This window comes from Sedimentitalea sp. (assembly GCF_039973035.1).
Taxonomy (GTDB): domain Bacteria; phylum Pseudomonadota; class Alphaproteobacteria; order Rhodobacterales; family Rhodobacteraceae; genus Sedimentitalea.
On sequence record NZ_JBDWLR010000095.1, the window covers coordinates 62,698 to 87,571 of the forward strand.

At 58.6% G+C, this 24,874-nt stretch carries 19 protein-coding genes and 1 pseudogene; 12 read left to right on the forward strand and 8 right to left on the reverse strand.

The genetic code is table 11. The annotated features are described in order from the left end of the window. Positions 1 to 6 precede the first annotated feature (6 nt). Genes ABJO75_RS27280 through ABJO75_RS27295 form a run of 4 tightly spaced genes read left to right on the forward strand, consistent with a single transcriptional unit; the run spans position 7 to position 3,365 of the window. Positions 7 to 963 (forward strand): iron ABC transporter permease, encoded by a 957-nt coding sequence (locus ABJO75_RS27280; RefSeq protein ID WP_348128166.1) that lies wholly within the window; start codon positions 7 to 9, stop codon positions 961 to 963. Next, on the forward strand, positions 960 to 1,718 hold the full coding sequence (locus ABJO75_RS27285; protein ID WP_348127992.1) for an ABC transporter ATP-binding protein: 759 nt from the start codon (positions 960 to 962) through the stop codon (positions 1,716 to 1,718). Before ABJO75_RS27280 ends, ABJO75_RS27285 begins: the two co-directional genes overlap by 4 nt. Beyond that, complete coding sequence (locus tag ABJO75_RS27290; RefSeq protein WP_348127995.1) at positions 1,715 to 2,377, forward strand: adenosylcobinamide amidohydrolase; 663 nt, start codon at positions 1,715 to 1,717, stop codon at positions 2,375 to 2,377. Before ABJO75_RS27285 ends, ABJO75_RS27290 begins: the two co-directional genes overlap by 4 nt. Continuing rightward, the gene (locus ABJO75_RS27295; RefSeq protein WP_348127997.1) at positions 2,364 to 3,365 is read left to right on the forward strand and encodes a hypothetical protein; all 1,002 of its coding nucleotides are present in this window, start codon (positions 2,364 to 2,366) and stop codon (positions 3,363 to 3,365) included. The genes ABJO75_RS27290 and ABJO75_RS27295 overlap by 14 nt, the downstream gene beginning before the upstream one ends. 70 nt (positions 3,366 to 3,435) lie before the next feature. On the opposite strand, the pseudogene ABJO75_RS27300 reads toward ABJO75_RS27295, so the two are convergent. After that, positions 3,436 to 3,784, reverse strand: a pseudogene (locus tag ABJO75_RS27300) (transposase); the annotation flags it as partial. 246 nt (positions 3,785 to 4,030) lie between these two features. Between ABJO75_RS27300 and ABJO75_RS27305 the strand changes: the two are divergent. Further along, on the forward strand, positions 4,031 to 4,870 hold the full coding sequence (locus ABJO75_RS27305) for an SDR family oxidoreductase (RefSeq protein ID WP_348128000.1): 840 nt from the start codon (positions 4,031 to 4,033) through the stop codon (positions 4,868 to 4,870). 138 nt (positions 4,871 to 5,008) lie between these two features. On the opposite strand, the gene ABJO75_RS27310 is transcribed toward ABJO75_RS27305, so the two are convergent. The 7 genes from ABJO75_RS27310 to ABJO75_RS27340 all read right to left on the reverse strand — a co-directional run bounded on the left by ABJO75_RS27310 (position 5,009) and on the right by ABJO75_RS27340 (position 13,247). Beyond that, positions 5,009 to 6,889: a PhoX family phosphatase gene (locus ABJO75_RS27310; RefSeq protein ID WP_348128001.1), complete on the reverse strand. Its 1,881-nt coding sequence runs from the start codon at positions 6,887 to 6,889 to the stop codon at positions 5,009 to 5,011. Between the two features lie 322 nt (positions 6,890 to 7,211). Next, positions 7,212 to 7,901: a phosphate regulon transcriptional regulator PhoB gene (phoB, locus tag ABJO75_RS27315; RefSeq protein WP_348128004.1), complete on the reverse strand. Its 690-nt coding sequence runs from the start codon at positions 7,899 to 7,901 to the stop codon at positions 7,212 to 7,214. 13 nt (positions 7,902 to 7,914) lie between these two features. Next, positions 7,915 to 8,619 (reverse strand): phosphate signaling complex protein PhoU, encoded by a 705-nt coding sequence (gene phoU / locus ABJO75_RS27320; protein WP_348128007.1) that lies wholly within the window; start codon positions 8,617 to 8,619, stop codon positions 7,915 to 7,917. A gap of 10 nt (positions 8,620 to 8,629) precedes the next feature. Continuing rightward, positions 8,630 to 9,427 carry a phosphate ABC transporter ATP-binding protein PstB gene (pstB, locus tag ABJO75_RS27325; RefSeq protein ID WP_348128009.1) on the reverse strand — a complete coding sequence of 266 codons (798 nt, stop codon included), beginning with the start codon at positions 9,425 to 9,427 and terminating at the stop codon, positions 8,630 to 8,632. A 23-nt stretch (positions 9,428 to 9,450) separates the two neighbouring features. Beyond that, on the reverse strand, positions 9,451 to 10,752 hold the full coding sequence (gene pstA / locus ABJO75_RS27330) for a phosphate ABC transporter permease PstA (protein WP_348128012.1): 1,302 nt from the start codon (positions 10,750 to 10,752) through the stop codon (positions 9,451 to 9,453). Positions 10,753 to 10,762: 10 nt separating this feature from the next. Then, the gene (pstC, locus tag ABJO75_RS27335) at positions 10,763 to 12,139 is read right to left on the reverse strand and encodes a phosphate ABC transporter permease subunit PstC (RefSeq protein ID WP_348128014.1); all 1,377 of its coding nucleotides are present in this window, start codon (positions 12,137 to 12,139) and stop codon (positions 10,763 to 10,765) included. A 70-nt stretch (positions 12,140 to 12,209) separates the two neighbouring features. Beyond that, complete coding sequence (locus ABJO75_RS27340) at positions 12,210 to 13,247, reverse strand: PstS family phosphate ABC transporter substrate-binding protein (protein WP_348128016.1); 1,038 nt, start codon at positions 13,245 to 13,247, stop codon at positions 12,210 to 12,212. A gap of 340 nt (positions 13,248 to 13,587) precedes the next feature. Here ABJO75_RS27340 and ABJO75_RS27345 point away from each other — a divergent pair, with 340 nt between their 5' ends. The 7 genes from ABJO75_RS27345 to addA all read left to right on the forward strand — a co-directional run bounded on the left by ABJO75_RS27345 (position 13,588) and on the right by addA (position 24,847). Further along, a complete protein-coding gene (locus tag ABJO75_RS27345) occupies positions 13,588 to 14,673 on the forward strand; it encodes a tyrosine-type recombinase/integrase (protein ID WP_348128019.1) in 1,086 nt (361 codons plus the stop codon). A gap of 95 nt (positions 14,674 to 14,768) precedes the next feature. Further along, complete coding sequence (locus tag ABJO75_RS27350; protein ID WP_348128021.1) at positions 14,769 to 16,337, forward strand: PAS-domain containing protein; 1,569 nt, start codon at positions 14,769 to 14,771, stop codon at positions 16,335 to 16,337. Between the two features lie 44 nt (positions 16,338 to 16,381). Then, complete coding sequence (gene tsaE, locus ABJO75_RS27355) at positions 16,382 to 16,861, forward strand: tRNA (adenosine(37)-N6)-threonylcarbamoyltransferase complex ATPase subunit type 1 TsaE (protein WP_348128024.1); 480 nt, start codon at positions 16,382 to 16,384, stop codon at positions 16,859 to 16,861. After that, a complete protein-coding gene (locus tag ABJO75_RS27360; RefSeq protein ID WP_348128026.1) occupies positions 16,854 to 17,852 on the forward strand; it encodes a phosphotransferase in 999 nt (332 codons plus the stop codon). Before tsaE ends, ABJO75_RS27360 begins: the two co-directional genes overlap by 8 nt. Further along, complete coding sequence (locus ABJO75_RS27365) at positions 17,849 to 18,541, forward strand: nucleotidyltransferase family protein (protein ID WP_348128029.1); 693 nt, start codon at positions 17,849 to 17,851, stop codon at positions 18,539 to 18,541. The genes ABJO75_RS27360 and ABJO75_RS27365 overlap by 4 nt, the downstream gene beginning before the upstream one ends. Further along, complete coding sequence (gene addB, locus ABJO75_RS27370; protein ID WP_348128032.1) at positions 18,534 to 21,467, forward strand: double-strand break repair protein AddB; 2,934 nt, start codon at positions 18,534 to 18,536, stop codon at positions 21,465 to 21,467. The genes ABJO75_RS27365 and addB overlap by 8 nt, the downstream gene beginning before the upstream one ends. Further along, on the forward strand, positions 21,425 to 24,847 hold the full coding sequence (gene addA, locus ABJO75_RS27375; RefSeq protein WP_348128035.1) for a double-strand break repair helicase AddA: 3,423 nt from the start codon (positions 21,425 to 21,427) through the stop codon (positions 24,845 to 24,847). Before addB ends, addA begins: the two co-directional genes overlap by 43 nt. The last annotated feature ends 27 nt before the right edge of the window (positions 24,848 to 24,874 follow it).

The following is a 24,874-nucleotide window of genomic DNA, read 5'->3' on the forward strand; positions in this document are numbered from 1 at the left end:
CTTGTTATGACCTTGGTGGGGTTGTTTGTAACGTCCCTGCTGACGGGGCCGGCCGATATCGGCATAGGCGAAAGCCTGACCGCGCTCTTTGTCGGCGACGGTGGGCCGCTGACGCTGGTCATGCGGGAAATTCGTCTGCCGCGCGCCTTGCTCGCTTCGTTCATTGGCGCCAGTCTCGGGCTGGCCGGGGCCGCGATGCAGGGGTATCTGCGCAATCCACTGGCTGAGCCCGGACTTATTGGCGTGTCGGGGACTGCGGCGCTTGGCGCGGTCCTTGCCATTCATACCGGCCTTTCGACTGCCTTCGCCTTTGGCTTGCCGCTGGCGGCATTGACCGGCGCACTATTGGGGGTGTTGCTGGTGATGGCGTTGGCCGGACCACGGGGCACATCGCTGACCTTGATCCTGGCGGGAATTGCCGTCTCGGCGCTTGCGGCGGCACTCACGTCACTGGTGTTGAACTTGTCACCCAACCCGTTTGCCGCAAATGAAATCGTGTTCTGGATGATGGGGTCTCTGGCCGATCGGTCCATGGCCCATGTCTGGTTGGCACTGCCCTTCACTTTGGTTGGATGGGTTCTTCTGGGCACGCTTGGTCGCGGGCTTGATGCCCTGACACTGGGCGAGGACGCTGCGCGCGCCATGGGCGTTCAAATCACCCGTTTGCGATTGCAGCTTGTCGTGGGCACAGCCTGTGTCCTGGGGGCCGGGACCGCCGTTGCCGGTGCCATCGGGTTTGTCGGTCTTGTCGTACCCCACATCCTGCGCCCGTTAGTGGGCGCACATCCCTCGCGGCTGCTTTGGGCCTCGGCGCTTGGCGGCGCGATCATGCTGCTTGCGGCGGATATCGCGGTGCGGGTTGTGCTGCCTGCACGCGATCTAAAGTTGGGTGTTCTGACCGCGCTGGTTGGTGCGCCGCTCTTTCTGCATCTGATCCTGAAACTGCGAAAGGAACGGATATGAGCCTGCTGAGCCTTACCGATCTTTCGGTTGCGTTGCGTGGGCGCACCGTGTTTCGCGATATCTCCTTCAGTATCGGCGCCGGAGAGTTTGTCGGCCTGATCGGACCCAACGGGAGCGGCAAAACCACTCTGATGCGCGCCGCCCTAGGCCTGCTGCCCTTTGGAGGTCACAGCTCGCTTGCCGCCCTGCCGGAAACTGCACGCGCCAAACACGCCGCCTGGATGCCCCAGTCTCGGGAAATCGCCTGGCCTGTCACAGTTGAATCCGTAGTCATGCTGGGCCGCTTGCCACATCAGACCGCGATGCAAAGCGCCAGCAAAGAAGATCACAATCGGGTCGAGGCCGCGCTGGCACAGATGGAATTGACCGAGATGCGCCACCGTGCCGCCACCCGGTTATCGGGCGGAGAGCAGGCGCGTGTCCTGATTGCACGCGCCCTGGCGCAGGATACGCCGCTATTGTTGGCCGACGAGCCCATCGCAGGGCTGGACCCTGCACATCAGATCGCAACGATGGAAACCTTCGCCACACAGGCCACTGCTGGAAAATCGTCACTGGTGTCGCTGCATGATCTTGGGCTCGCGGTGCGACACTGTACGCGCCTGATCCTGCTTGGTGATGGCCATCTGGTGGCTGACGGCCCGCCCGAAGAGGTTCTGACCCCCGAACGTCTGGCACAAGTGTTCGGAATCTCTGCCTGGTATCAGCGCACCGAACAAGGTCCGGTCTATCAGCCTTTGCAGGTCATCCGATGAGCCGCGTAACACTGGACCGTCCGTGGTTGGAGTTTGACCTTTGCGCAGACATGCAGGTGTTGAGTTGGTCGGTCAACCGTCCGGGCATCGTGCGCGCGCGCCGTATCCTTTGGCGCGAAGTGCGCAATTCCGATTTGCCCGCCGAACTGGATGTCGACGACTGGCTGACACGAGAATTGCACCTACGCGGAGCCGGTGACGCAGTCACCCTGCTGACATCGCGCGACATTCGATTTTTTACCGAATGCAGGGCATCAGCCGGTGACGTCATGGCCCATGCTGTGTCCACGGTCGGGTTTTCCAACGCCGAGCGGGTTGGACACCGGATTGACCGATCCGACAAGGATTGGGGCACGATCAACGTGGCGCTGTGCCTGAACTGCGGGTTGACGGAAACTGCCTTGCTGGAGGCCATGAGCGTCGTCGTACAGGCCCGCACGGCGGCTGTGATGGATGTGAACCTTGCACTGACGTCCGGAATTGCGACGGGGACCGGCACCGACTGTGTTGCGGTCGCCAGCCCAACCGGGAAAGCCCGCTATGCCGGGCTGCACACCGAAATCGGAGAAGCCACCGGGCGCGCCGTATATACCGCCGTACTGGACGGCGCGCGCCAGTGGATCGCCAACAACAGAAAGGCCGAAAATGCTGGATCTTGAGACTATTCTGCGGGATGGGATGAACGACCCCGATGCCGGTTGGCACATGGGATCGTTTGGGGCGATTGCCGAGTTTCATCACGTGGCCGGCGACCCGCCTGCGCCCATTGCCGAGGCGCTGGAACAGACCACTTCGCGCGGCGCGATCCGGATCGACACGCTCCAAGGCGTGCGACCTGTCGCCTATGAAACACTCAGCCCGAAACCTCATCGCTGGTCCCAGACGGTTTCATTGTGTCTGCCCGAGAAGGACGCGCGGATGAACCGGCGGGATGTGTTGACAGCGCTTGGGCCAGACACCGACGCGATCCGATCCGAGGATCATGATGCCGTCTTGTTCGACATGGGACTCGCCCAATCACAGGTGGATTTCTGCATCCGCACGTCGGATCCTGCGCTGATCGAGGTCCTGCAGCCGCAGGAGGGTCGCTCGCTTTTTGATCATGACAACCCAGCGATGGGTGCGATTCTCAGGGCGCACCCACATCGGGTGGCGTTGACCCCGCTGGGACGCGTCGAGGTCTACCAGATGATCGGCGGGCCCGACACTGGCGGCACCTCTCCCGAAGGACCGCATACCCATGTCCTGCCAAAGCTTCTCCGGGCAAATCGCACTCATTCCGCCAATGCGCCCATTCCCAAGGGCTGGGTGCCCTGCTGCGGGTTTCACCCAAAGAGCCCGGTGAGCGGACAGTTGGGCGAAGACAAGACGTTTGATCCCGAGGCTTTCGATCGGTTCCAAACACTTCTCGCCGATTGGGGCATCAATGAATACACCGAACAGAAACGCGGTGGCTGGTGTGCGCTCGATGCCGGTCAAACCCCAGAAACGTGGGAGGAACCGAGAACACGCGTGGCCCGAGCCGGGCTGCGCAATGCGATCCGACAATGGCGCCGGCAACGGGGTGACAGTGATCTAGTGGTTGAATGGGCACGCGCCTTTGATCGCGGCGAGGCCGATGCTGATCCCGAAAACCCCGGGCATTGAGGAATGACGGTTTCAGGGCTGCTTTGATCAGCATCTCCTTCCCGTCACCGTCGTGGCCGTCGTCAGGGTTTTTTTTAAGCAAGCGGAACTGCAGCGTTTGCTCAGCCACGACCTCCCGCAGGTCACGTGCTTCACGGCGCAGATCCTGGACTTCATCTGTTGTGGCAGCAAGGGCCGCGTCGCCAGAAAGCCGTCGTTTCCCAGCTTCCATGAAGTCCTTTTACCACTTGTTATAGATACCTTGGGAAATGCCCTTACGGCGGCTTAGTTCAGCAATGCTGTCCTCACCACGCAAGCTATCCAGGACGGATCCTGATCTTCTCTTCAGATGAATAATGTTTGCGTGCTGCGCGCTTGATGTCTTTGACGATCTTATCGCCAGCGCTTTCGCGTGTTCCATGGGGAGTCTCATCTTCCACTTCTCTGTGGTTACGATGAACCAAGAACACTCTCTTATCAAATTGCCCTATTTGAACCCATAAGCGCTGGCGTTAGACATACATTTTCTCTGCGCGCCAAGGTGCGCGACGGTCAGGTGGTCCTATGGCACTGGTTCGAAGACAGCGTTGCTGTGAGCCAAGCATATCACGGCTGATATGGTCTGACAGGTGACAACATCCCGAAGCAGGCCACCCAAGGCCCGCTTTGAATAGGAGGGACAAGACATGACAATCGAAGTCACGGCCGTATCCGGCCAGCTCGGCGCGGCAATCGCTCGCGTGCTTGTCGCACGTGGCGAAACCGTGATCGGGCTGGCACGAACGCCGGAAAAGGTTACCGATCTGAAGATCGAGATCCGCCCCGGCGATTACGCCAACCTCGCGCAGCTTGAAGTATCGCTGGCCGGAGTGGACAGACTGTTGCTGGTTTCAGGCAACGGAGATCCGGCCGCCCGTATCGATCAGCATCGCACTGTGATCGAAGCTGCCCGCGCTGCGGGTGTGCAACGAATCGTCTATACCAGCGTTCAGGGCGCGGAAACCGGCACCGCCTTTTCCCCCGTGGTCGACAGCAATCGCCAAACCGAAGCTGATATCCGTAACAGCGGGATGGATTGGGTGATCGGACGCAACGGCATCTATATCGAACCCGACATCGAATACATCGACAGCTATCGCAAGGCCGGTGAGATCGCCAATTGCGCGGGCAAAGGGCGCTGTGGCTATACCACGCGCGGCGAACTGGCGGTGGCCTATGCCCATATGCTGACCGAACCGCAGCATGTTGGACAGACCTACAATCTGCACGGCACTCCGATCACCCAAGCCGAGTTGGCGGAATACATGAACCAAGCGTTTGGCACCGATATGGTGTTTCGCCCGATGAGCGTCGAAGACTATCGCGCCAACCGTGTGGCTGAACTCGGCGACTTTATCGGCACCGTGATCGCAGGCATCTATGAGGGCATCCGCAAGGGTGCCGTCGACAACCCCAGCCAGTTCGAACAGGCAGCGGGTCGTCCGCACATAGGCTGGCAGACGTATTTCGAAAGTCTGAAAGCGTAGTAGCTGGCGTTGCCGCCTCGTCCAAATCCTTTTGACTGCTGAAATGCCAGAAAGCCGGCAGCACCACGACACGACTGCACATAAATAGGCCGCCGGAAAACCCGGCGGCCATACCTAAACGAACAGTCAGCGAAACGCCTAGCCAACGCGCGCGTTGTCGTCCCGTTTGATCGCGACGATTGTCGAACGCGGGAGCCCTTCGCCCGGGAATCCAGCGGCAGGGTGCTGTATTCCGACGAACATCGTGCGCTTGTCTGCCGACCAGCAAAGGCCGGTAACTTCGCACCCAAACGGGCCGGTCAGGAAGCGGTTGATTTCACCGGTCGCCGGATCGCCCGCGAGCATCTGGTTGTTGCCCATGCCCTCGAAATCGCCCTCGTTCTTGTAATCACCATCAGTCTGGATCCAGATCAACCCGGTGGAGTCGATCATCATGCCGTCAGGTGAGTTGAACATGTTTCCGGCGGTGACGTTCCGCGACCCCGCATAGATATCGTCATGTTTCTCCGGGTTGCCAGCCATCACATAGAGGTCCCAGGTAAAGGCCAGATCAGCATGATTTTCGTTCGCCGGGTACCAACGAACGATTTGCCCATACTTGTTCTCGGCACGCGGATTTACGCCACCAACCGGTGTTTCGTCTCCGCCCGCATTGGCCTTGATGCCGCGGTTCTTGTTGTTGGTAAGCGCGCAATAGGCTGCGATTTCGTTCGGGCTGACGGCGACCCATTCGGGGCGATCCATGGTCGTGGCGCCAACCTTGGACGCGGCAACGCGTGCAAAGACGAGGAGTTCATCCTGTGCCATACCGGTTGTCTCGGGCGTAAGCGCAAGCCACTGGCCCGAACCATTCTCAAGGAACTTGGCGACATAGAGCGTACCGTTGTCGAGCAAAGACGACGTGTCCCCACCGGGGACATACACGCCGTCGGAAACGAACTTGTAGAGGAATTCGCCTCGTTCGTCGTCGCCCATATAGACAACCACACGGCCATCGGGCGCAATCGCGCAGGCGGCATTCTCGTGTTTGAACCGGCCAAGTGCTGTGCGTTTGTTGGGCACTGAATCCGGGTTGGCTGGATCGATTTCAACGACCCAACCCTGAGTGTTGGGCTCGTTCGGATCCTTGGAGATGTCAAAGCGCTCGTCGAAATTCTCATACCCATAACGGCCTTTGAGATTTACACCGTAGCGCACCTGCTCTGGCGTCCGTTCCAGTGCTTCGTCGGTGGAGCCGAAGTAACCGTTAAAGTTCTCTTCGCAGGTCAGATAGGTGCCCCAGGGTGTCCTGCCCGCGCCGCAGTTGTTCATCGTTCCGCGTGCGGTCACGCCAGTTGCGTCGGAAACAGTCTTGAGCAGATCGGAACCGGCGGCGGGACCAGTGATGTTGATTACCGTGTCGTGGGTGATGCGGCGATTGAACGGGCTGTCGACGACGACACCCCAACCGTCTTCGCCTTCGGTGACTTCGATCACGGCCACGCCCTGCAGATTGCGCAACAGTTGCGCGTCGTCCGCGGAACCGGCTTTGCCATCAGCGTGGGTCTTGGGCAGGTTGGTCTTGGTGTTGGCATATTCGTGGTTCACCGCGATCACTTGGTGATTACCTACGACGAAAAGCTCCATGCCGTCGGTGTTTTCACCAAATACACGGTCGGAAGAGGCCAGCGTTACGCCATTCTCTGGATCAAAAGCCTCGGCATCCGAAAACAGCGGATCACCCCAGCTGATCATAGATTGCCAGTTGTACCCTTCTGGCACATGCACAGTGGCATCGGTTGAAATCGGGATCGGCTTAAAGGCGAAACGTCCCGCGCCCTGTGCCTGGGCCGAAGTGCTGCTCAACAGTCCGGTTCCCAGCGCAGCCGCGCCCGAACCGATGGCAACGAGACCCGACAGGAAGCCACGGCGCGAAAGGCTTGCTTCGACAACCCGGTCGAACTCGGTGGCTTCGGGGCGCGGGTCGTTGGTTTCGTCCCAATCGTCCCAGCTCATTGCGCTCGTGTCTGAATCTTGCATTTTTCTGGCTCCAGGTTTTGTTGCTTGGGGGTACCTAGTCAGCTTTTGAAACTGATATGTGACAACTCGGTATCGAGAAGAACAAGAGAACAAATTCAACCGTCTATCGGGATGTGCCCTTCACCGTGAAGCGAAGAAGAGTATCAACGCGCCATGGTGTCGTCGAATCCGACACCATGCCCTTTTAGGCGCTGCGCGTGGCTTTCCCGCCGCTTTGGAAAACCGCAAAGGAATCGGTCGGCTGCCGTCAACCACAGCGCAATTTACATCAATAACCAGCATACTTAGGCGAATATCTATGCCTTGGTTGCTCAGACCGCAATCAACCCAGGGCGTATCCCGCGCCACGAACGGTGCGCACCGGATCATCGCCACCATGCTGCATCAACGCCTTGCGCAACCGACCGACGTGAACGTCAACTGTTCTTGTGTCGACATAGATGTCGCGGCCCCAAACACGGTCCAAAAGCTGCTCGCGACTCCAGACACGGGCGGGCTTTTCCATAAAGTTGCGCAGCAGGCGAAACTCGGTCGGGCCGAGTTTGATCGGTTTGCCGTCACGGCTGACCTTGTGGGTCTCGCCATCCAGCAGAATGTCGTCGAATTCAAGTTGAACTCCGACAGCGGAGGGACGCGTGCGGCGTAATTGTGCCCGCACGCGTGCCATCAGTTCAACCACTGAATACGGCTTGATCACATAGTCATCCGCACCGGTTTCCAGCCCCCGCACCTTGTCGACTTCTTCAGAGCGAGCAGACAACATGATGATTGGGATTCCCCGCGTCACCTGACGGGTCTTGAGCCGTCGACAGACCTCGATCCCGCTGAGATTGGGCATCATCCAGTCGAGCACGATCACATCGGGCGTGTCTTCGTCGACCACCAACAACGCCTCTTCGCCGTTCTCGGCCTGACAGACGCGAAAACCCTCTGAGGCGAGGTTATAGCTCAGCACTTCGCGCTGGGCAGGTTCATCTTCGACAACGAGAACGGTGGGTTTGTCAGCGGACATGATCAAACGAACCTTATGCAGTCAGAGAAGTCGTATCGGCCTTGGGCCGGTCTTCGTCGGGGCGTTCGCCGGTGACCAGATAAATCACCTGCTCTGCGATAGACGTCACATGATCACCCATACGCTCAATATTCTTGGCAATGAAATGCAAATGCATGCAGGGGGTGATGTTGCGCGCGTCCTCGAGCATGAAAGTCAGAAACTCGCGGAACAGGGCATTATACATCTGGTCGACCTCGCGGTCGCGCACAATCACATGCTTGGCAAGATCCACGTCACGCTGAACATAGGCGTCCAGCGCATCCTCGAGCATTTCCTCGACTTCACGCGCCATACGGCGAAGGGCCGCCGCGCTGTCGTTGACCGGAGGGATCTGGGACAGGACCGTGGTCCGCTTGCCGATATTCTTGGCGTAGTCGCCGATCCGCTCCAGATTGCCGCTGATCTTGGTCACGGACAGGATCAGGCGCAGATCCGACGCAGTAGGCGCACGGGTGGCAATGACACGCGCGGTCTCTTCGTTGATCAGTTCTTCAAGGCCATCGATCGCCTTGTCGTTTTCGCGCACCTTGGTGGCCAGTTCTTCGTCGCGGTTTTCCAGCGATCGGGCGGAATCGTTGATTGCCGCTTCGACCAGCCCGCCCATTTTCATGATCTGGGCCTGGATGGTTTCGAGATCACGGTCAAACGCCGAGGCAATGTGATTTTGATCAGACATGGGATATCCTTTAGCCGATACGGCCAGTGATGTAGCTTTCAGTGCGCGGGTCTACGGGGTTGGTAAAGATATCGCCGGTTTCACCGAACTCTACCAATTCACCCAAATGAAAGAAGGCGGTTTTCTGGCTGACACGGGCGGCCTGCTGCATCGAGTGGGTTACGATGACAACCGTAAAGTTCTGCCGCAGTTCATCGATCAATTCCTCGACCTGTGCAGTCGCAATCGGGTCAAGCGCCGAGCAGGGCTCATCCATCAGCAAAACTTCTGGTTCGGTGGCGACCGCGCGGGCGATGCACAGGCGTTGCTGCTGTCCGCCCGAAAGGCCAGTGCCCGGCGCATCAAGTCGGTCCTTGACCTCGTTCCAGATGGCGCCGCGACGCAGGGCGCGTTCGACGATGTCATCCAGATCGGACTTGGAGCTGGCCAGACCATGGATGCGCGGCCCGTATGCGACGTTGTCATAGATGGATTTGGGAAACGGGTTGGGCTTTTGAAACACCATTCCGACCTTGGCGCGCAGTTGCACCGGATCGACACTCTTGGCGTAGATGTCCTGGCCATCCAATTCGATGTTCCCGGTCACGCGACAGATGTCGATGGTGTCGTTCATCCGGTTCAGACAGCGCAAGAATGTCGATTTCCCACAACCTGACGGGCCGATAAAGGCCGTCACGTTGTTGTTGGCAATGTCCACATTCACGTCGTTGATGGCATGGGTATCGCCGTAATAGACATTGACGCCGCGCGCGGTGACCTTTGTCTCGGCGGACTCGACGCCGCGCTCAATTGTTCTCATGTCGTTCATTTCGAAGTCCTTTTCCGGAGCGCTTACCATTTGCGTTCGAATTTCTGCCGCAGATAGATCGCGACCATGTTCATCATGACGAGGAACCCGAGCAGTACGAGGATAGCAGCCGACGTTCGCGAAACGAAGCCGCGTTCGGGACTATCGGCCCAGATGAAGATTTGTGTGGGAAGTGCGGTGGCACTGTCAAACGGGCTGCTTGCTGCCGACGTGATGAACGCGTTCATCCCGATGAGCAGAAGCGGTGCCGTCTCGCCGAGGGCCTGTGCAAGTCCGATGATGGTGCCTGTCAAGACGCCCGGCATGGCCAGCGGCAGGACGTGCTGAAAGACAACCTGCTGTTTGGATGCGCCCAGACCAAGTGCGGCCTCGCGGATCGACGGCGGAACCGCCTTGAGTGCTGCGCGGGTGGCGATGATGATCGTTGGCATTGTCATCAACGCCAGTGTCAGACCGCCGACAAACGGCGCAGAGCGCGGCAGGCCAAACCAGCCGATAAACACCGCCAAAGCCAGCAAACCAAACACGACCGAAGGGACCGCCGCGAGGTTGTTGATGTTGACCTCGATGAAATCGCTCAGCTTGTTCTTGGGCGCAAACTCTTCAAGGTAAATCGCAGAGCCAATTCCCAGCGGGAACGAGATCAGAAAGCAGGTCAGCAGCGCCCAGAAGGAGCCGACAAGAGCGCCCTTGAGGCCCGCCAGTTCCGGAAAGCGCGAGTCTGCATTGGTGAACAGCGCCCAATTGAAGGGTTTGGAAATTGCACCTTCGGCCTTCAGGTCATCGAACCACTGGATTTCGTTGTTCTTCACCCGCCGATGTTCTTCCGGCGTGTCCCGCTCAATCAAGCCCTTGTTCAATTGATCGAAGGGGTCAGACACAGGCACGGTCATCGTGATCGTCTGACCGATCAAATTCGGATCAGCCACGACCAGATCGCGCAGTTCAAACTGTGCACCATTGGAGAGGATGCCTTCGACTGCGCGAGAAGTCTTGCGGTCGCTCATGTCAACGCCGGGCAACATCTTGCCTAGCGACGCGCCAAGTGCGTCATCAAAGCCACCGCGCGGCAGCCTATCCTCGGGGATTTCCTCGGGATCGACATAGACATCAAGCGTGATGTGCGTCTGGGTAAACGCCTGCCAGCCCGTCGAAAGAAGCGATCCAACGAGGATGAAGAGCATCAGGAAGGCAATAGAAATCGCGCCCAGGCCGATCCATTGCAGGCGCATTTGCCTGCGGCGACGTCCTTTGAGCGAAGCCGCGACAAGGTCCGTCGAGCTGACCCGTTGGGGAACGCCGGGTGCGTTTGTGATATCGGTCATGTCCAGGGCCTCAATCGTAAGCTTCGCGGTACTTGCGCACGATGCGCAGCGCGAAAATGTTGATGATCAGGGTGACAAGGAACAGCATCATGCCAAGGGCAAACGCGGCCAGTGTCTTGGGGTTGTCAAACGAAGTGTCGCCAATCAGCAGCGTCACGATCTGAACCGTCACGGTGGTGACGCTGTCGAGCGGATTGATCGTCATCTTGGCGATGAGACCGGCCGCCATCACCACGATCATCGTTTCGCCGATTGCACGGCTGACCGCCAGAAGAACACCGCCAACGATGCCCGGCAGGGCCGCCGGGAACAGAACCGTCGTCATCATTTCAGCGCGCGTCGACCCAAGGCCAAGCGCCCCGTCCCGCAATGACCGCGGAACCGCAGACAATGCGTCATCCGCAAAGGAGGAAATGAAGGGGATCAACATGATCCCCATGACCCCGCCCGCTGCAAGCGCGGTGTTGGGGGCAACGTCCAGTCCAATGGACTGTCCAAAATTCCGGATGGCGGGTGCGACGACGAGAATGGCAAAGAAGCCATACACAACCGTTGGAACGCCGGCGAGAATTTCAAGAAATGGCTTTACGATCGAGCGGAATTTTCGCGGCGCGAATTCATTGAGGTAGATGGCCGAGAACAGGCCAATCGGCACGGCGACCACCAAGGCAACAACGGTGATCACGATTGTTCCGACGAACACCGGCAACCAACCGAATGCCCCCTCTGCCGCAATCTGGTCTTCACGCAACGGGATCTGAGGCTCCCAGTTGGTTCCGAACAGAAAATCTGTCAGCGGCACGGCGTCAAGGAACCGAATGGTTTCGTAGGTCAGCGAAACGATGATCCCGATCGTGGTGAAAATCGCCACGGTCGAACAAAAGATCATGAGCCCGGATACGATACGCTCGACACCTTGACGCGCGCGGAAATCAGCAGCAACGCGAGACCGGGCAAAGACAAGCAGGGCAAGTGACAACATCGCAACAACGACAACCAGCAACCAACCTGCATTGGTATGCAGCTGGGCATAACGTTCAGACGCCGCAATCTTCCAGTCTTCGGGCGTTCCGAATACCTGCCCGTTTGCCAGCGACTTGATCTCGGCGAGCACCAGTTGTGTGCCCCCGCCATCAAGCCCCTCAAGAACGCCATTTGGCAGCCCGCCCATAATCATTCCATCGATGATCGGACCCTGAACCACCAGCCAGAGAAGAATGAAAGTCAGCACCGGCACAAGGATCAGGAGTGCCGAGAACAACCCATGATATGAGGTCAGAGAATGCAACCTGCCGCCGCCGTCGCGGATCGACTTGGCCGCAATTCGGTTGATCAGGTAACCGGCAACTACGGCGGCGATAAGCAGGAGGAACGGAAGAGCTGTCATATGCCTGTTCTTTCCAAATAGTACCCAGGGCGCGTCACTGCGCCCCGGGTTATGCGATTGTCTTCGGAATTTATTCCGGCGCGCTCATCGCTTTGCCGCCCAGAACTGCGTCCTGAAGGTCAGCGCGGTTGTCATCGGAAAGCGCCACCAAGCCACGCTCGGACAGGTAACCACCGGCCTCCAGCGCATCATCCGACATGTATTCTTCGATGAATTCGTTGAGGTTCGGGATCACACCACGATGCGCGTTCTTGACGTAAAAGAACAGCGGGCGCGAAACCGGGTAGGATTTGTCGGCGATGCTGTCTGTGCTGGGCTCGACGCCTTCGATCATGACGCCTTTCAGCTTGTCGAGGTTTTCGTAGAGGAACGAATAGCCAAAGATGCCCAATGCGTTCGGGTCTGCTTCGAGACGCTGAACGATCAGGTTGTCGTTTTCGCCAGCTTCGACAAAGGGTCCGTCGGTGCGCATACGCGAGCAGTTTTCTTTGACCCAGTCGCCATCAAAGCCACCGTCGTGGACATAGGACAGCTCTTCACAACCAGCGTGCATGGCCAGTTCAACGAATGCGTCACGGGTGCCCGAAGTTGGCGGAGGGCCGTAAGCGAGGATTTCGACGGCGGGCAGGTCAGGGTTGATCTGGTCCCATGTGGTGTAAGGATTGTCGGCCCACTCGCCGTCAACCGGAACCTGTGCACCAAGCGCGCGGTAGATTTCACCCAGTGTCAGGTCCCAGGCAAATTCGTTGCTGCGCGAAACGGCCATGGACAGACCGTCAAAACCGATCAGGGCTTCGGAAACTTCGGTCACGCCGTTCGACTGGCACAGTTCGTATTCCGAAGCTTTCATGGCGCGCGAGGCGCCGGTGATGTCGGGATGCTGTTCACCGATGCCGCCGCAGAAGATTTTCATGCCGCCGCCGGTGCCGGTGGATTCGACGATTGGCGAAGCAGCACCGGTATTGTTAGCGAATTGCTCGGCCACAGCCTGTGTGTAAGGGAACACGGTGGACGAGCCGACAATACGGATTTCGTCACGCGCAGCAGCGGCTGTGGCGGACACGGCGAACAGTGCCAGTGTCGACACAGAAAACTTGGTGAAAGACATAATATCTCCTGATTGTCATTTCGGATCGGTTCGGTCGATCTCTGCTGCGTGCTAGTGAGATTCTGTGATGCTTATGCAAAACTTATGTGACAGTTTTGTAATGGCCTGCCGGAGCGCCGTTACGTCATGTAAATAAGGTCAGACCCCATCAACGTCAGGTTGAACCGCTCGCTTGAAGAGATCGCTGATTCGACAATACTCCGCTGAAAGGCTGGTTCCGCGGGTGGTGAAGCCTTCCGCAATCCGTTCTCTATGTCTTGTACCCAGAGCAATTGCCCGACGCACATATTGCGGTTAGGATCCAACGTGAATTCATCTCAATGGCGGATCTGCCGGACATATGGCCGAAGGCACAGACAAACCGAACCCGAATGACAGCTTGGCTGTTCAGAGTGGAAGCGATCATGACGAACGCAATTCGATCGCTTTGCCGTCCGAGGTCGCAGGCTCGGGCAGGCTTGACCGCATTGTCAAAACCGCGCGGGCCTATGCAAAGCAAGCAGCCTCGGAAAACACTCTAAAGGCCTATTCAAAGGACTGGGCCCATTTCGCCCGATGGTGTCGGATGAGAGGGGCAGAGATCCTGCCTCCTTCAGCAGAGATTGTCGGACTTTACCTTGCCGACCTTGCCGCGCCATCGGACGGCTCCCCTGCCCTTACTGTATCCACCATCGATCGGCGTCTGTCTGGACTGACGTGGAATTATGCCCAACGCGGAATGGTGCTTGATCGCAAGGATCGTCATATCGCCACGGTGCTGGCCGGGATCAAACGCAAACACGCCCGCCCCCCTGTGCAGAAGGAAGCGATCCTGCCCGAGGATATTCTGGCCATGGTCGCGACACTGTCTTTTGATCTGCGTGGATTGCGCGACCGGGTAATCCTGCTTTTGGGATATGCTGGCGGGCTTCGCCGATCCGAGATCGTATCGTTGGATGTTGGCAAGGACGACACGCCAGACAGCAAGGGGTGGGTCGAACTTCTTGAAGGTGGTGCTTTGCTGAGGCTCAATGCCAAGACCGGTTGGCGCGAGGTCGAGATTGGCCGGGGATCGTCCGAGCAAACCTGCCCCGTTCATGCGCTGGAACAATGGCTGCACTATGCCAAGATCGATTTTGGCCCGATTTTTGTACGCACGTCACGTGATGGCAAGCGCACCCTCGACGCCCGGCTGAACGATCGGCACGTTGCCCGCCTGATCAAAAAGACCGTGTTGGCCGCAGGTTTACGCCCGGAATTGCCCGAAGAAGAACGGCTTGCCTTGTTCTCTGGCCACTCCTTACGTGCAGGTCTCGCCTCGAGCGCTGAAGTCGACGAACGGTATGTGCAAAAGCATCTCGGCCATGCCTCGGCTGAAATGACCCGCAGATACCAACGCCGACGCGACCGTTTTCGTGTGAATCTGACGAAAGCCGCAGGGCTTTGATCGGCCTCAGATTGTTTCTGGTCTGACGCAGACCTCACAGCGTCCCTTAACACCCCGTTAACCATTCTCCGGGCAAATTAGGACAGTTGCCAATATTGCCGGTTAGATTGTTCCGGGAGTTACCGATCATCGAACTCTTCATTCTCGCCACAACATGCATTCTCGTCGCTTATGCGGCATCAAGGTTTTTGGCCTCGCGCCCGTCTGCCCGCAATGTCGGACCCCAATCTGCCGATGACATTGTGTGGATATTTGACGGCCCCGATCTAGTCGACGCCACGACCCGTGCGCGTCAGGTTATCGACATGCCCGAAGGCCCATGTTTCTGGAGCGATCTGCACAAGGGGCTTTCCTCCCTTTACCCTACCTTTCCCAAGACCGAAGATATCGTAAAAATCAGTGGGCAATTGGTCTCTCAACCTCCAGATCGCAAGAACCCGAGCGAAATCTACTGCGAATGGATCGACGGGATCACGCGGGTTTCAATGCGCAAACGCCAAAAGGACAGCGCGCAATCAAGCGAATTGGTCGATGTACTGTCCGGCGCGGCAAAAGAGTTGGAAACACTGCGCTTTGCCGTCAACAGCGCGCATTATCCGGTGTGGTGTGTTGACGGCGCTGGCGATGTCATCTGGTTCAATACGGCGTTTGATACGCTCTGCCAGACGGTATTGGGTAAACCGGCACGAAAAGACGCTGCCCTCTTTGGTCCCTCGGGCGAAGTGCCGATACCGACCAAGAGAACCCGGCGCAGTCTTACGATTTCTAAAACAGGCAAGAAGCTCTGGTTTGATGTTTCTGTTGTGCAGTGCGACGCTGGTACGCTGATCTATGCAATCGACGTGAACGCGATTGTTGAAGCCGAAGTGGCGCAGCGCAACTTTGTCCAGACCCTCGCAAAAACCTTTGCCCAGCTTTCCATCGGGCTGGCGATTTTTGATCGAAACCGACAACTTGTGCTGTTCAATCCGGCGCTTATCGACCTCACGGCGCTGCCCGCCGATTTTCTCAGTGCGCGCCCCACCATCCTGTCCTTTTTTGATCGCCTGCGAGACAGCAGGATGATGCCCGAACCAAAGAACTACAACAGTTGGCGCGACCAGATGGCCGAGCTGGTCGAGGCCGCAACCGATGGCAGGTATCAGGAAACCTGGTCGCTGCCATCCGGATCGGTCTATTCGGTAAGCGGGCGACCTCATCCTGACGGAGCGGTCGCATTCTTGATCGAAGACATCACCGCGGAAATTACACTGACGCGCCGTTTTCGCTCGGATCTTGAAATGTGGCAGGCGGTATTCGATCAGATTGACGATGCCATCGCCGTCTTTTCCCTGACCGGCGATCTGATCTTTTCCAATGCGGCCTACCATACCCTTTGGAGCGTCGATCCTGAAAGCTCCTTTGCACAGACCTCAATCCTGGATTCCGGTCGGATTTGGCAGGATCAAAGCATGGCCAGCCCAATTTGGGGCGACATTCGCGACTTTGTCACGATGCAGGACGACCGCGCAGAATGGTGGGCTAGGGTCGTACTGAAATCCGGTGACTCATTGGTCTGCAGCGTGCACCCCATTCAACGCGGGTCGACCATGATCAGCTTTAGTCGCGCGACTGCAAAGCCCCGCGCGACCACGCAAAAACAACCGGAATTGACGGCTGGCTGACAAAGCCGCTTGCGACCGGAATCGCGGCCCGGCATTGTGGCGCAATGAGCGTCGCGCAAAAAGTCATACACCTGCAGAACCCCGAAGAAACCGCGCAATTCGCGGAAATGATCGGTGAAACACTGGTGCCAGGTGATTGTCTGCTGCTCGAAGGACCGATCGGAGCAGGCAAGACCCATTTCGCGCGACATTTGATTCAATCTCTTCAGAATCCGCCCGAAGACGTGCCCTCACCCACATTCACGCTTGTCCAGACCTATGAAACGACAGTCGGAGAGCTTTGGCACGCAGATCTCTATCGGTTGACAACCCTCGATGAAATCGAAGAACTCGGTCTTGCGGATGCATTCGAGACCGCGATATGCCTCGTGGAATGGCCCGACCGGCTGGCCGATCTGGCACCATCGACAGCGCTGCGTCTGACCTTTGAATCCGATCCAACATCTGAAACCAAGCGGACATTGTCCTGTGCCTGGTCTGACCCAAAGTGGTCTTCCAAATTGGAGCAAATAGAGAATGTCTAACCGCGATGCGCTTGCCGTGTCTTTCCTGAACGGCACCGACTGGGCCAATGCCAAGCGCGGACCACTCGCCGGTGATGCTTCGAACCGACGGTATGAACGACTGATCCATCCCGATACCGGTGAAACAGCCGTGTTGATGGATGCGCCGCCTGAAAAAGGCGAAGACGTTCGCCCGTTTGTTCGGATCGCCCAGCATCTGTCTGGCATCGGGTTGAGCGCGCCCCGCATTCTCGCGCAGGACGCCGAGAACGGATTTCTGCTGATTGAAGATCTGGGAGACGCGTTATTCGCGCGCGTCGTCCAGACCGAACCGGAACTTGAAACGACACTCTACGAGGCGGCAATCGACGTTCTGTTGAAGTTGCACACCGCAGATCTCCCCAAACTCGACCCCTACGGTCCCGAGGTGATGACCGATCTCGCGGCACTGGCCTATTCAAAATACAGGACTGGAATATTTGGTGATGCGGAAGGTGAATCAGGTTTCCGCACAGCCTTTCGTGAACTCTGTTTGGAGCATGAACCCGCCAAACCTGTCCTGATCCAGCGCGATTACCACGCCGAAAACCTGCTCTGGCTACCAGACCGAGCAGGCGCGGCGCGGGTCGGCTTGCTTGACTTTCAAGACGCTATGCTGGGTCACCCGGCCTATGATCTTGTGTCGCTTCTGCAAGATGCGCGACGGGATGTGCATCCGGATTTAGAGGACGAGATGATCAATTGCTACCTCGCAGGATCAGGCGCGAACTCCGACGAGTTCAGGGCGGCCTATGCCGTTCTCGGCACCCAGCGCAATCTGCGCATTCTAGGTGTATTTGCCCGACTTGGCCGTGAGTACGGCAAACCGCATTACGTCGACCTGATCCCACGTGTCTGGAACCTACTGATGCGCGATCTGGACCATCCCGCGCTGGAACCGGTCGCGGATCTGTTGCGAAACACACTGCCGTCGCCAACGCCAAGTAATCTGGAACGGCTTAAATCGACATGAAGCAGAGTCCCGACGCCGTCATGCTGTTTGCTGCCGGGTTCGGAACCCGGATGGCTCCGCTGACGGATCATTGCCCCAAACCCCTCATCCCCGTATCCGGAAAACCATTGATAGATCATGCGCTGGCACTGGCCAGCCCGATCAACCCGACCCGTATTGTCGCCAACACTCATTACCTGCCGGATCAGATGGCCGATCACCTGCGCCCGCTGGGTGTGACGCTGTCGCCCGAACAGCCCGATATTCTGGACACTGGCGGCGGCGTGCGTGCTGCACTGCCACTGTTAGGTGATGGCCCGATTTATACACTGAATACCGATGCCATCTGGGCAGGTCCAAATCCGCTGGCTCTGTTGCGGGATGCCTGGTCTCCGGAACAGATGGACGGGTTGCTGGTTTGTGTCCCAATCGGCCGGACAGTCGGTCGCGTAGGCAATGGCGATTTTGATGTCGATGACTCAAGCAGGATCAGCCGTGGAACAGAATTCGTCTATGGTGGGGCGCAAATCATCAAGACGGACTTGCTGCATGGGATCCCCGACAAGGCGTTTTCGCTTAACCTGATTTGGGACAAGATGCTGAAGGCCGGCAAGCTCTTTGCGCTGCGATATCCCGGGCGTTGGTGCGATGTTGGCCACCCAGCCGGGATCGGACTGGCCGAAGACATGCTCCGGCAATCCAATGTTTGACCCAACCGACAAACCGCGCGTGTTTGCCTTGCCACCGGGCGTTGATTTCCCGGATGCGCTGATCGATGGCGTCCTTGACCGCTGTGATACTCGCGATCCAACCGCGCTCGCACGGGTGCAGATCCTCGTGAATACACGGCGTATGGCGCGGCGAATGCGAGATCTGTTTGATGCAGGTCCCGCTCGCTTGTTGCCAAAGGTCTCATTGCTGACCGAGATCGGCACAAATGCGGTCAAGCTTCCACCGCTGGCGTCCTCTTTGCGAAGACGACTGGAACTGGCCCAACTGATCAGCCGCTTGCTGGATCAACAACCGGACCTCGCGGCCAGATCATCCGTATATTCGCTCGCCGACAGCCTTGCCGAGTTGATGGACGAGATGCAGGGCGAAGGCGTTCCGCCAAGCAAGATCAGCGAACTCGATGCCAGCGACATGTCGAGCCATTGGGCCCGCGCACAACAGTTCTTTGCGATCGCAGAACAATATCTTTCGGCGCAGGACGGGTTGATGATGGACCCACAGACACGCCAGCGCCGCGTGGTCGAAGCCCTCATAGAGCACTGGCAAGAAGCGCCACCGCAACATCCGATTATCCTTGCAGGTTCGACCGGGTCACGTGGGACAACGGCGCTGTTGATGGGTGCAATTGCGCGCCTGCCGCAAGGAGCGGTGGTCTTGCCGGGCTATGATTTTGATCAGCCGGATGCCGTCTGGTCCCGGCTTGATGAGCCCCTTCAATCCGAAGATCATCCACAATATCGGTTTCGTCACCTTATGCAGATGCTTGATTTGGCGCCCAGCGATATCGCACCGTGGACCGATGCGCGGCCCCCTTCACCCGAACGTAACAGGCTGATTTCGCTAGCATTGCGCCCTGCCCCGGTGACGGACGCATGGCTGACCGAAGGCCCAACCTTGACCGATCTGGCAACGGCGGCGTCTGATGTGACTCTGATACAGGCGCCAGAGCCGCGCGCCGAGGCTCTGGCGATTGCCCTGCGATTGCGTCAGGCCGCAGAGACCGGACAAACCGCCGCGCTGATTACCCCGGACCGAATGCTGACCCGACAGGTATCCGCAGCGCTTGATCGCTGGAACATTCTTCCTGATGACAGCGCCGGTCTTCCGTTGCAGTTGTCGCCGCCGGGCCGCTTTCTGCGCCATGTTGCGGCGTTGTTCGCGAAGCCATTGAATGGCGAGACGCTGTTGACGCTGCTCAAACATCCGTTGTGTCACAGTGCGACCATGCGCGGCGAGCATCTGTTGTTCAGCCGCGATCTGGAATTGTATCTACGCCGCAACGGCCCACCCTTTCCCACCGCCCAAACGTTGTCCGCAATCTGTCAAAAACAAAAGAACCCGCCGCCAACGGGTTGGGTCGACTGGCTGACCAAGTGGTTCGCCGGTCAGGACATCGTCGGGACAAGACCCCTCGCGGACTGGACAGAGCACCTTCGCCAAATGGCCGAAGCAATTGCCCACGGCAGTCACGAGGCAGGAAGCGGCACCCTTTGGACCGGGTTCGCAGGCGCCGAGGCGTTGGCCATTCTGACCACGCTGGAGGCTGAGGCCGAGCATGGTGGCGACATGACCGCGCGCGAATTTGGCGACCTTCTGGGGGCATTGCTGGCTGGCGGCGAAGTGCGCGACCCCAATGCGCCACACGAGCGCATCATGATCTGGGGCACCCTCGAAGCGCGCGTGCAGGGCGCCGATCTGCTTATCCTTGGCGGGCTGAACGAAGGCAGTTGGCCCGAAGCACCTAACCCTGATCCCTGGCTGAACCGAGCCTTGCGGAACGAGGCTGGGTTATTATTGCCAGAACGGCGCATCGGACTGTCTGCGCATGATTTTCAACAAGCAGCCTGTGCGCCGGAAGTCTGGCTGACACGGTCCTTGCGTTCCGACGACGCGGAAACTGTTTCATCCCGTTGGCTCAACCGGGTGATAAACCTGCTGAACGGCCTGGCCGAACAGGGCGGGCCAAAGGCGGTGCGGGACATGACGGCGCGGGGACAAACGTGGCTTGACTGGGCCGCAGAGCTTGATCGTGCGCCTCGCGTTGACGCGGCCCCGCGACCCTCACCGCGGCCTCCGATCGCGGCGCGCCCGCTTCAGTTGTCAGTGACCGAGATCAAGACACTGATCCGCGACCCCTATGCGATCTATGCAAAACACGTGCTGCGGCTGAAGCCGCTTGATCCGCTGGTCAAAGAGCCGGACGCCCTGTTGCGCGGCATTGCGGTGCACGAATTTCTCGAAACGTTTATCAGACATACGGCGGATCTGACCGGCGATCTGACGCGAGATGTATTTCTCGAGTTTGCACGGGAACAGTTAGACGCCGATGTATCGTGGCCAGCCGCGCGTCGATTGTGGCTCGCCCGGCTGGCGCGCACCGCAGACTCTTTTCTCTCAGAGGAAAGATCACGCCGCCAAATCGCCTGGCCCGCCAAATACGAGGCGAAACTGAAATACCTTTTGACCGACATCGGGTTTACGCTGGTCGGACGCGCGGACCGGATTGATCTGGATGAGACGGGCGCGCTGCATATCTATGACTACAAGACCGGCGCGCCGCCGACCAAAAGTCAGCAGGCAAAGTTTGACAAGCAACTGCTGATCGAGGCCGCGATTGCCGAGCAAGGTGGGTTTGAAGATCTCGCCCCCGCCCACGTTGCCGAGGCCGTATTCCTGCGTGTCGGCAGCCCCGGCGCAAACGTCCCTGCCCCATTGGCGGATGAACCAGCGCCCAAGGTCTTGGCTGATCTACGTGAACTGATCATGGCCTATCTTGATGAAACACAGGGATACACAGCCCGCCGGATGTTGGAAAAAGACACCGACGTCGGGTATTTTGACCAATTGGCACGGTTCGGAGAATGGGATCGGTCGGCAACCCCGATGCCGGAGGACCTGACGTGATGGCCCGTGACGACGCAACTGAACGACAGGTTCAAGCGGCACGCCCGGACGCGTCGACATGGCTCGCGGCGAACGCCGGGTCAGGCAAGACACGGGTTCTGACCGACCGGGTTGCACGTCTGCTGCTAGATGATGTCAGGCCCGAACACATCCTGTGCCTGACCTACACCAAGGCCGCAGCCAGCGAGATGCAGAACCGGTTGTTCCGCCGTCTCGGTGATTGGGCGATGCGAGGGGATGCGGACCTCACCGCGACACTGGTAGAACTTGGCGTGTCCCGGTCGGTTTCGCCAAAACAGCTGGCCCATGCGCGCACGCTTTTTGCACGGGCCATCGAAACGCCGGGCGGGCTGAAGATTCAGACCATCCACTCCTTCTGCGCATCGCTTCTGCGGCGGTTTCCGTTGGAGGCTGGCGTCAGCCCGCAGTTCGCTGAAATGGAAGACCGCGCGGCGGAATTGCTTCAGGCCGAAATCGTCGAGGACTTTGCCGATGGTCCGCAAGCGCATCTGGTGGATGGGATCGCGCGGTTCCTGAACGACACCACCTTTGATGGGTTGACCAAAGCGCTGGTGCAGCGGCGCGATATGTTTGAACAGCCCTTGGACCAGATCGCCATGTGGCACTGTCTGGATTTGCCAAAAGGGTTTGACGAAGACCGCCTGAGCGCCGAAGTATTTCTGGGAGACGAGGCCGGGTTACTGAACCGTCTGCGCTCCGTCGTACGCGGCGGCACCACGACCGAAGAGGCGCTGGCGGCAAAGTTGGCAAGGATCAGAACACCAAACCTGACCGACCTGCCGCTGCTCGAATCCGTGTTCCTGACGGGAAAAAGCGCTAAATCCCCGTTTTCGGCCAAGATCGGGACGATTCCCACCAAAGCGACACGAACCGCCAATCCGGATCTGATGACTGAGCTCGAATCGTTGATGTTGCGCATCGAAGCCGCGCGCCCGTTGCGGCTGGGGCTTGCCTGCGCACGAAAATCGGCTGCGCTCCACGAATTTGCCGCTGCGTTTCTTCCGGAATATGCGCGTCGCAAACAATTGCGCGGCTGGCTTGATTTTGACGATCTGATCCTCAAGGCGCGGCAATTGCTGAACGACCCGGCTGTGGCGCAATGGGTCCTCTATCGGCTGGATGGCGGTATCGACCACATCCTCGTGGACGAAGCGCAAGACACCAGCCCCGTGCAATGGGACGTGATCGAAAAGCTGGCGCAGGAATTCACCAGCGGCGTGGGCGCGCGGGATGACAAACCACGAACCATCTTTGTCGTCGGAGACAAGAAACAGTCGATCTATTCTTTTCAGGGCGCTGACCCGGATGAATTCGACAGAATGCAGGCGGAGTTCGCCCAGCGCCTTGCGGGCTCTGACGAGGGCTTGCAGGATTTGACGCTGGACTATTCATTCAGGTCGTCTCAGGCGATCCTGCGATTGGTCGATCTTGTCTTTGCCGATCACGAAGAGGCGGGATTTCGATCCGGATCACATCATCTGGCGTTCAAATCCAATCTTCCGGGCCGGATTGATTTGTGGCCGGTCGTCGAAAAAGTAAGTGACGGCGACGATAGGGTCTGGACCGATCCCATTGACCGGCCCACTCCGCGCCACCACAACGTGATTCTTGCCGAACAGATCGCGACCTCGATCGACCGGATGATCGCGGATGGCGAAACCATACCGGTTGACGGCGATGTCCCGGGCGACCTGCGACGACGAAAAGTACAGGCCGGAGACTTTCTCATCCTCGTTCAGCGGCGGTCTGACCTGTTTGCCGAGATCATCCGGGCGTGCAAGGCGGCGGGCCTGCCGATTGCCGGCGCCGACCGGCTCAAGGTGGGCGCTGAGCTGGCGGTCAAGGATTTGGCCGCGCTGCTGAGCTTTCTCGCGACGCCGGAAGACAGTCTGTCGCTGGCCACGGCTTTGAAATCTCCGTTGTTTGGCTGGGATGAACAGGCGCTGTTTGATCTGGCACATCGGCGGGACAGCAAATTCTTGTGGACAGCCCTGCGCAAGCGCGCGGATGAATACCCCGAAACCATGGCGATCCTGAATGACCTGCGCGGCCAGACGGATTTTCTCCGCCCTTATGATCTGATCGAACGCATTTTGACCCGCCATGATGGGCGGCGCAAATTATTGGCTCGGCTGGGGACAGAAGCCGAGGACGGGATCAATGCGCTGCTGTCACAGGCGCTCTCCTATGAACGTGCGGACATTCCCAGCCTGACTGGTTTTCTTGTCTGGATGGAAACCGATGATCTTGAGATCAAGCGACAGATGGGTACGGCAGGCAACATGGTGCGGGTGATGACCGTACATGGGGCCAAGGGTCTGGAATCACCCATCGTGATCCTGCCCGACACCGGGCCACGGCGACCGCCAAAGGGTGGTGAGATCATGACCGTTGATGAGCTCCCGCTGTGGCGCATGAATGCAGATGAAATGCCGGACGCGATGATCTTGGCGCATGCAGGGGCCCAGCATAAGCAGCTGAATGAGCGGCTTAGGCTCTTATATGTGGCTCTAACACGGGCCGAAAAGTGGTTGATTGTCGCCGCTGCGGGCGACTTGAGCAAAACGGGTGACAGTTGGTACCAAATGGTCGAGGCCGGTCTGACCGAGGCTGGAGCAGCAACGCACCCCTTTGACTCGGGTATGGGATTGCGGCTGGCACATCTCGACTGGAATGCGCCAGAACTACACACGACTGAGCGGATTGTTCGACATGCGGTCCCTGCCCCGGAAATTTTCAGCACGGCCGCAACACCGCCCCAATCACAGGCAAAAACGCTGAGCCCCTCCGATCTCGGGGGAGCAAAGGCATTGCCAGGGGACGCAGGACTCGACGAAGACGCGGCAAAACTGCGTGGCGCGCAGGTCCATCTTCTGCTTGAACACCTGCCGGAGGTGCCGCAACCGGGTTGGAACGAAGCAGCCTTCGCTATTCTGCGCGGGCTGGACAGTCAGGAAATCGCTCCGCTGCTTGCCGAGGCGCGCACCGTTTTGAAGGCTCCAGAACTGAGCGACGTCTTTGCGCACGACACGCTGGCCGAAGTTCCGGTCACGGCTGAAATACGGAGGCGGCGGTTTCATGGGACAATCGACCGTCTGATTGTTGGGCCAGATACCGTGCGTGCGATTGATTTCAAAACCAACGCGACTGTGCCCGATACGCCGGAAAGTTGCCCCGAAGGCCTGTTGCGGCAGATGGGCGCCTATGCTGAGATGTTGGGACAGATTTACCCGGACCACCGGATAGAAACCGCCATCCTCTGGACCCGCACCGCGACACTTATGTCGTTTCCACACGATCTTGTGTCTGATGCCCTCGGACGCGCACCATCCCTTGACGATACGGCGCTGCGTTCATAGGTTCCAACCCAACCTCGCAATGATCCA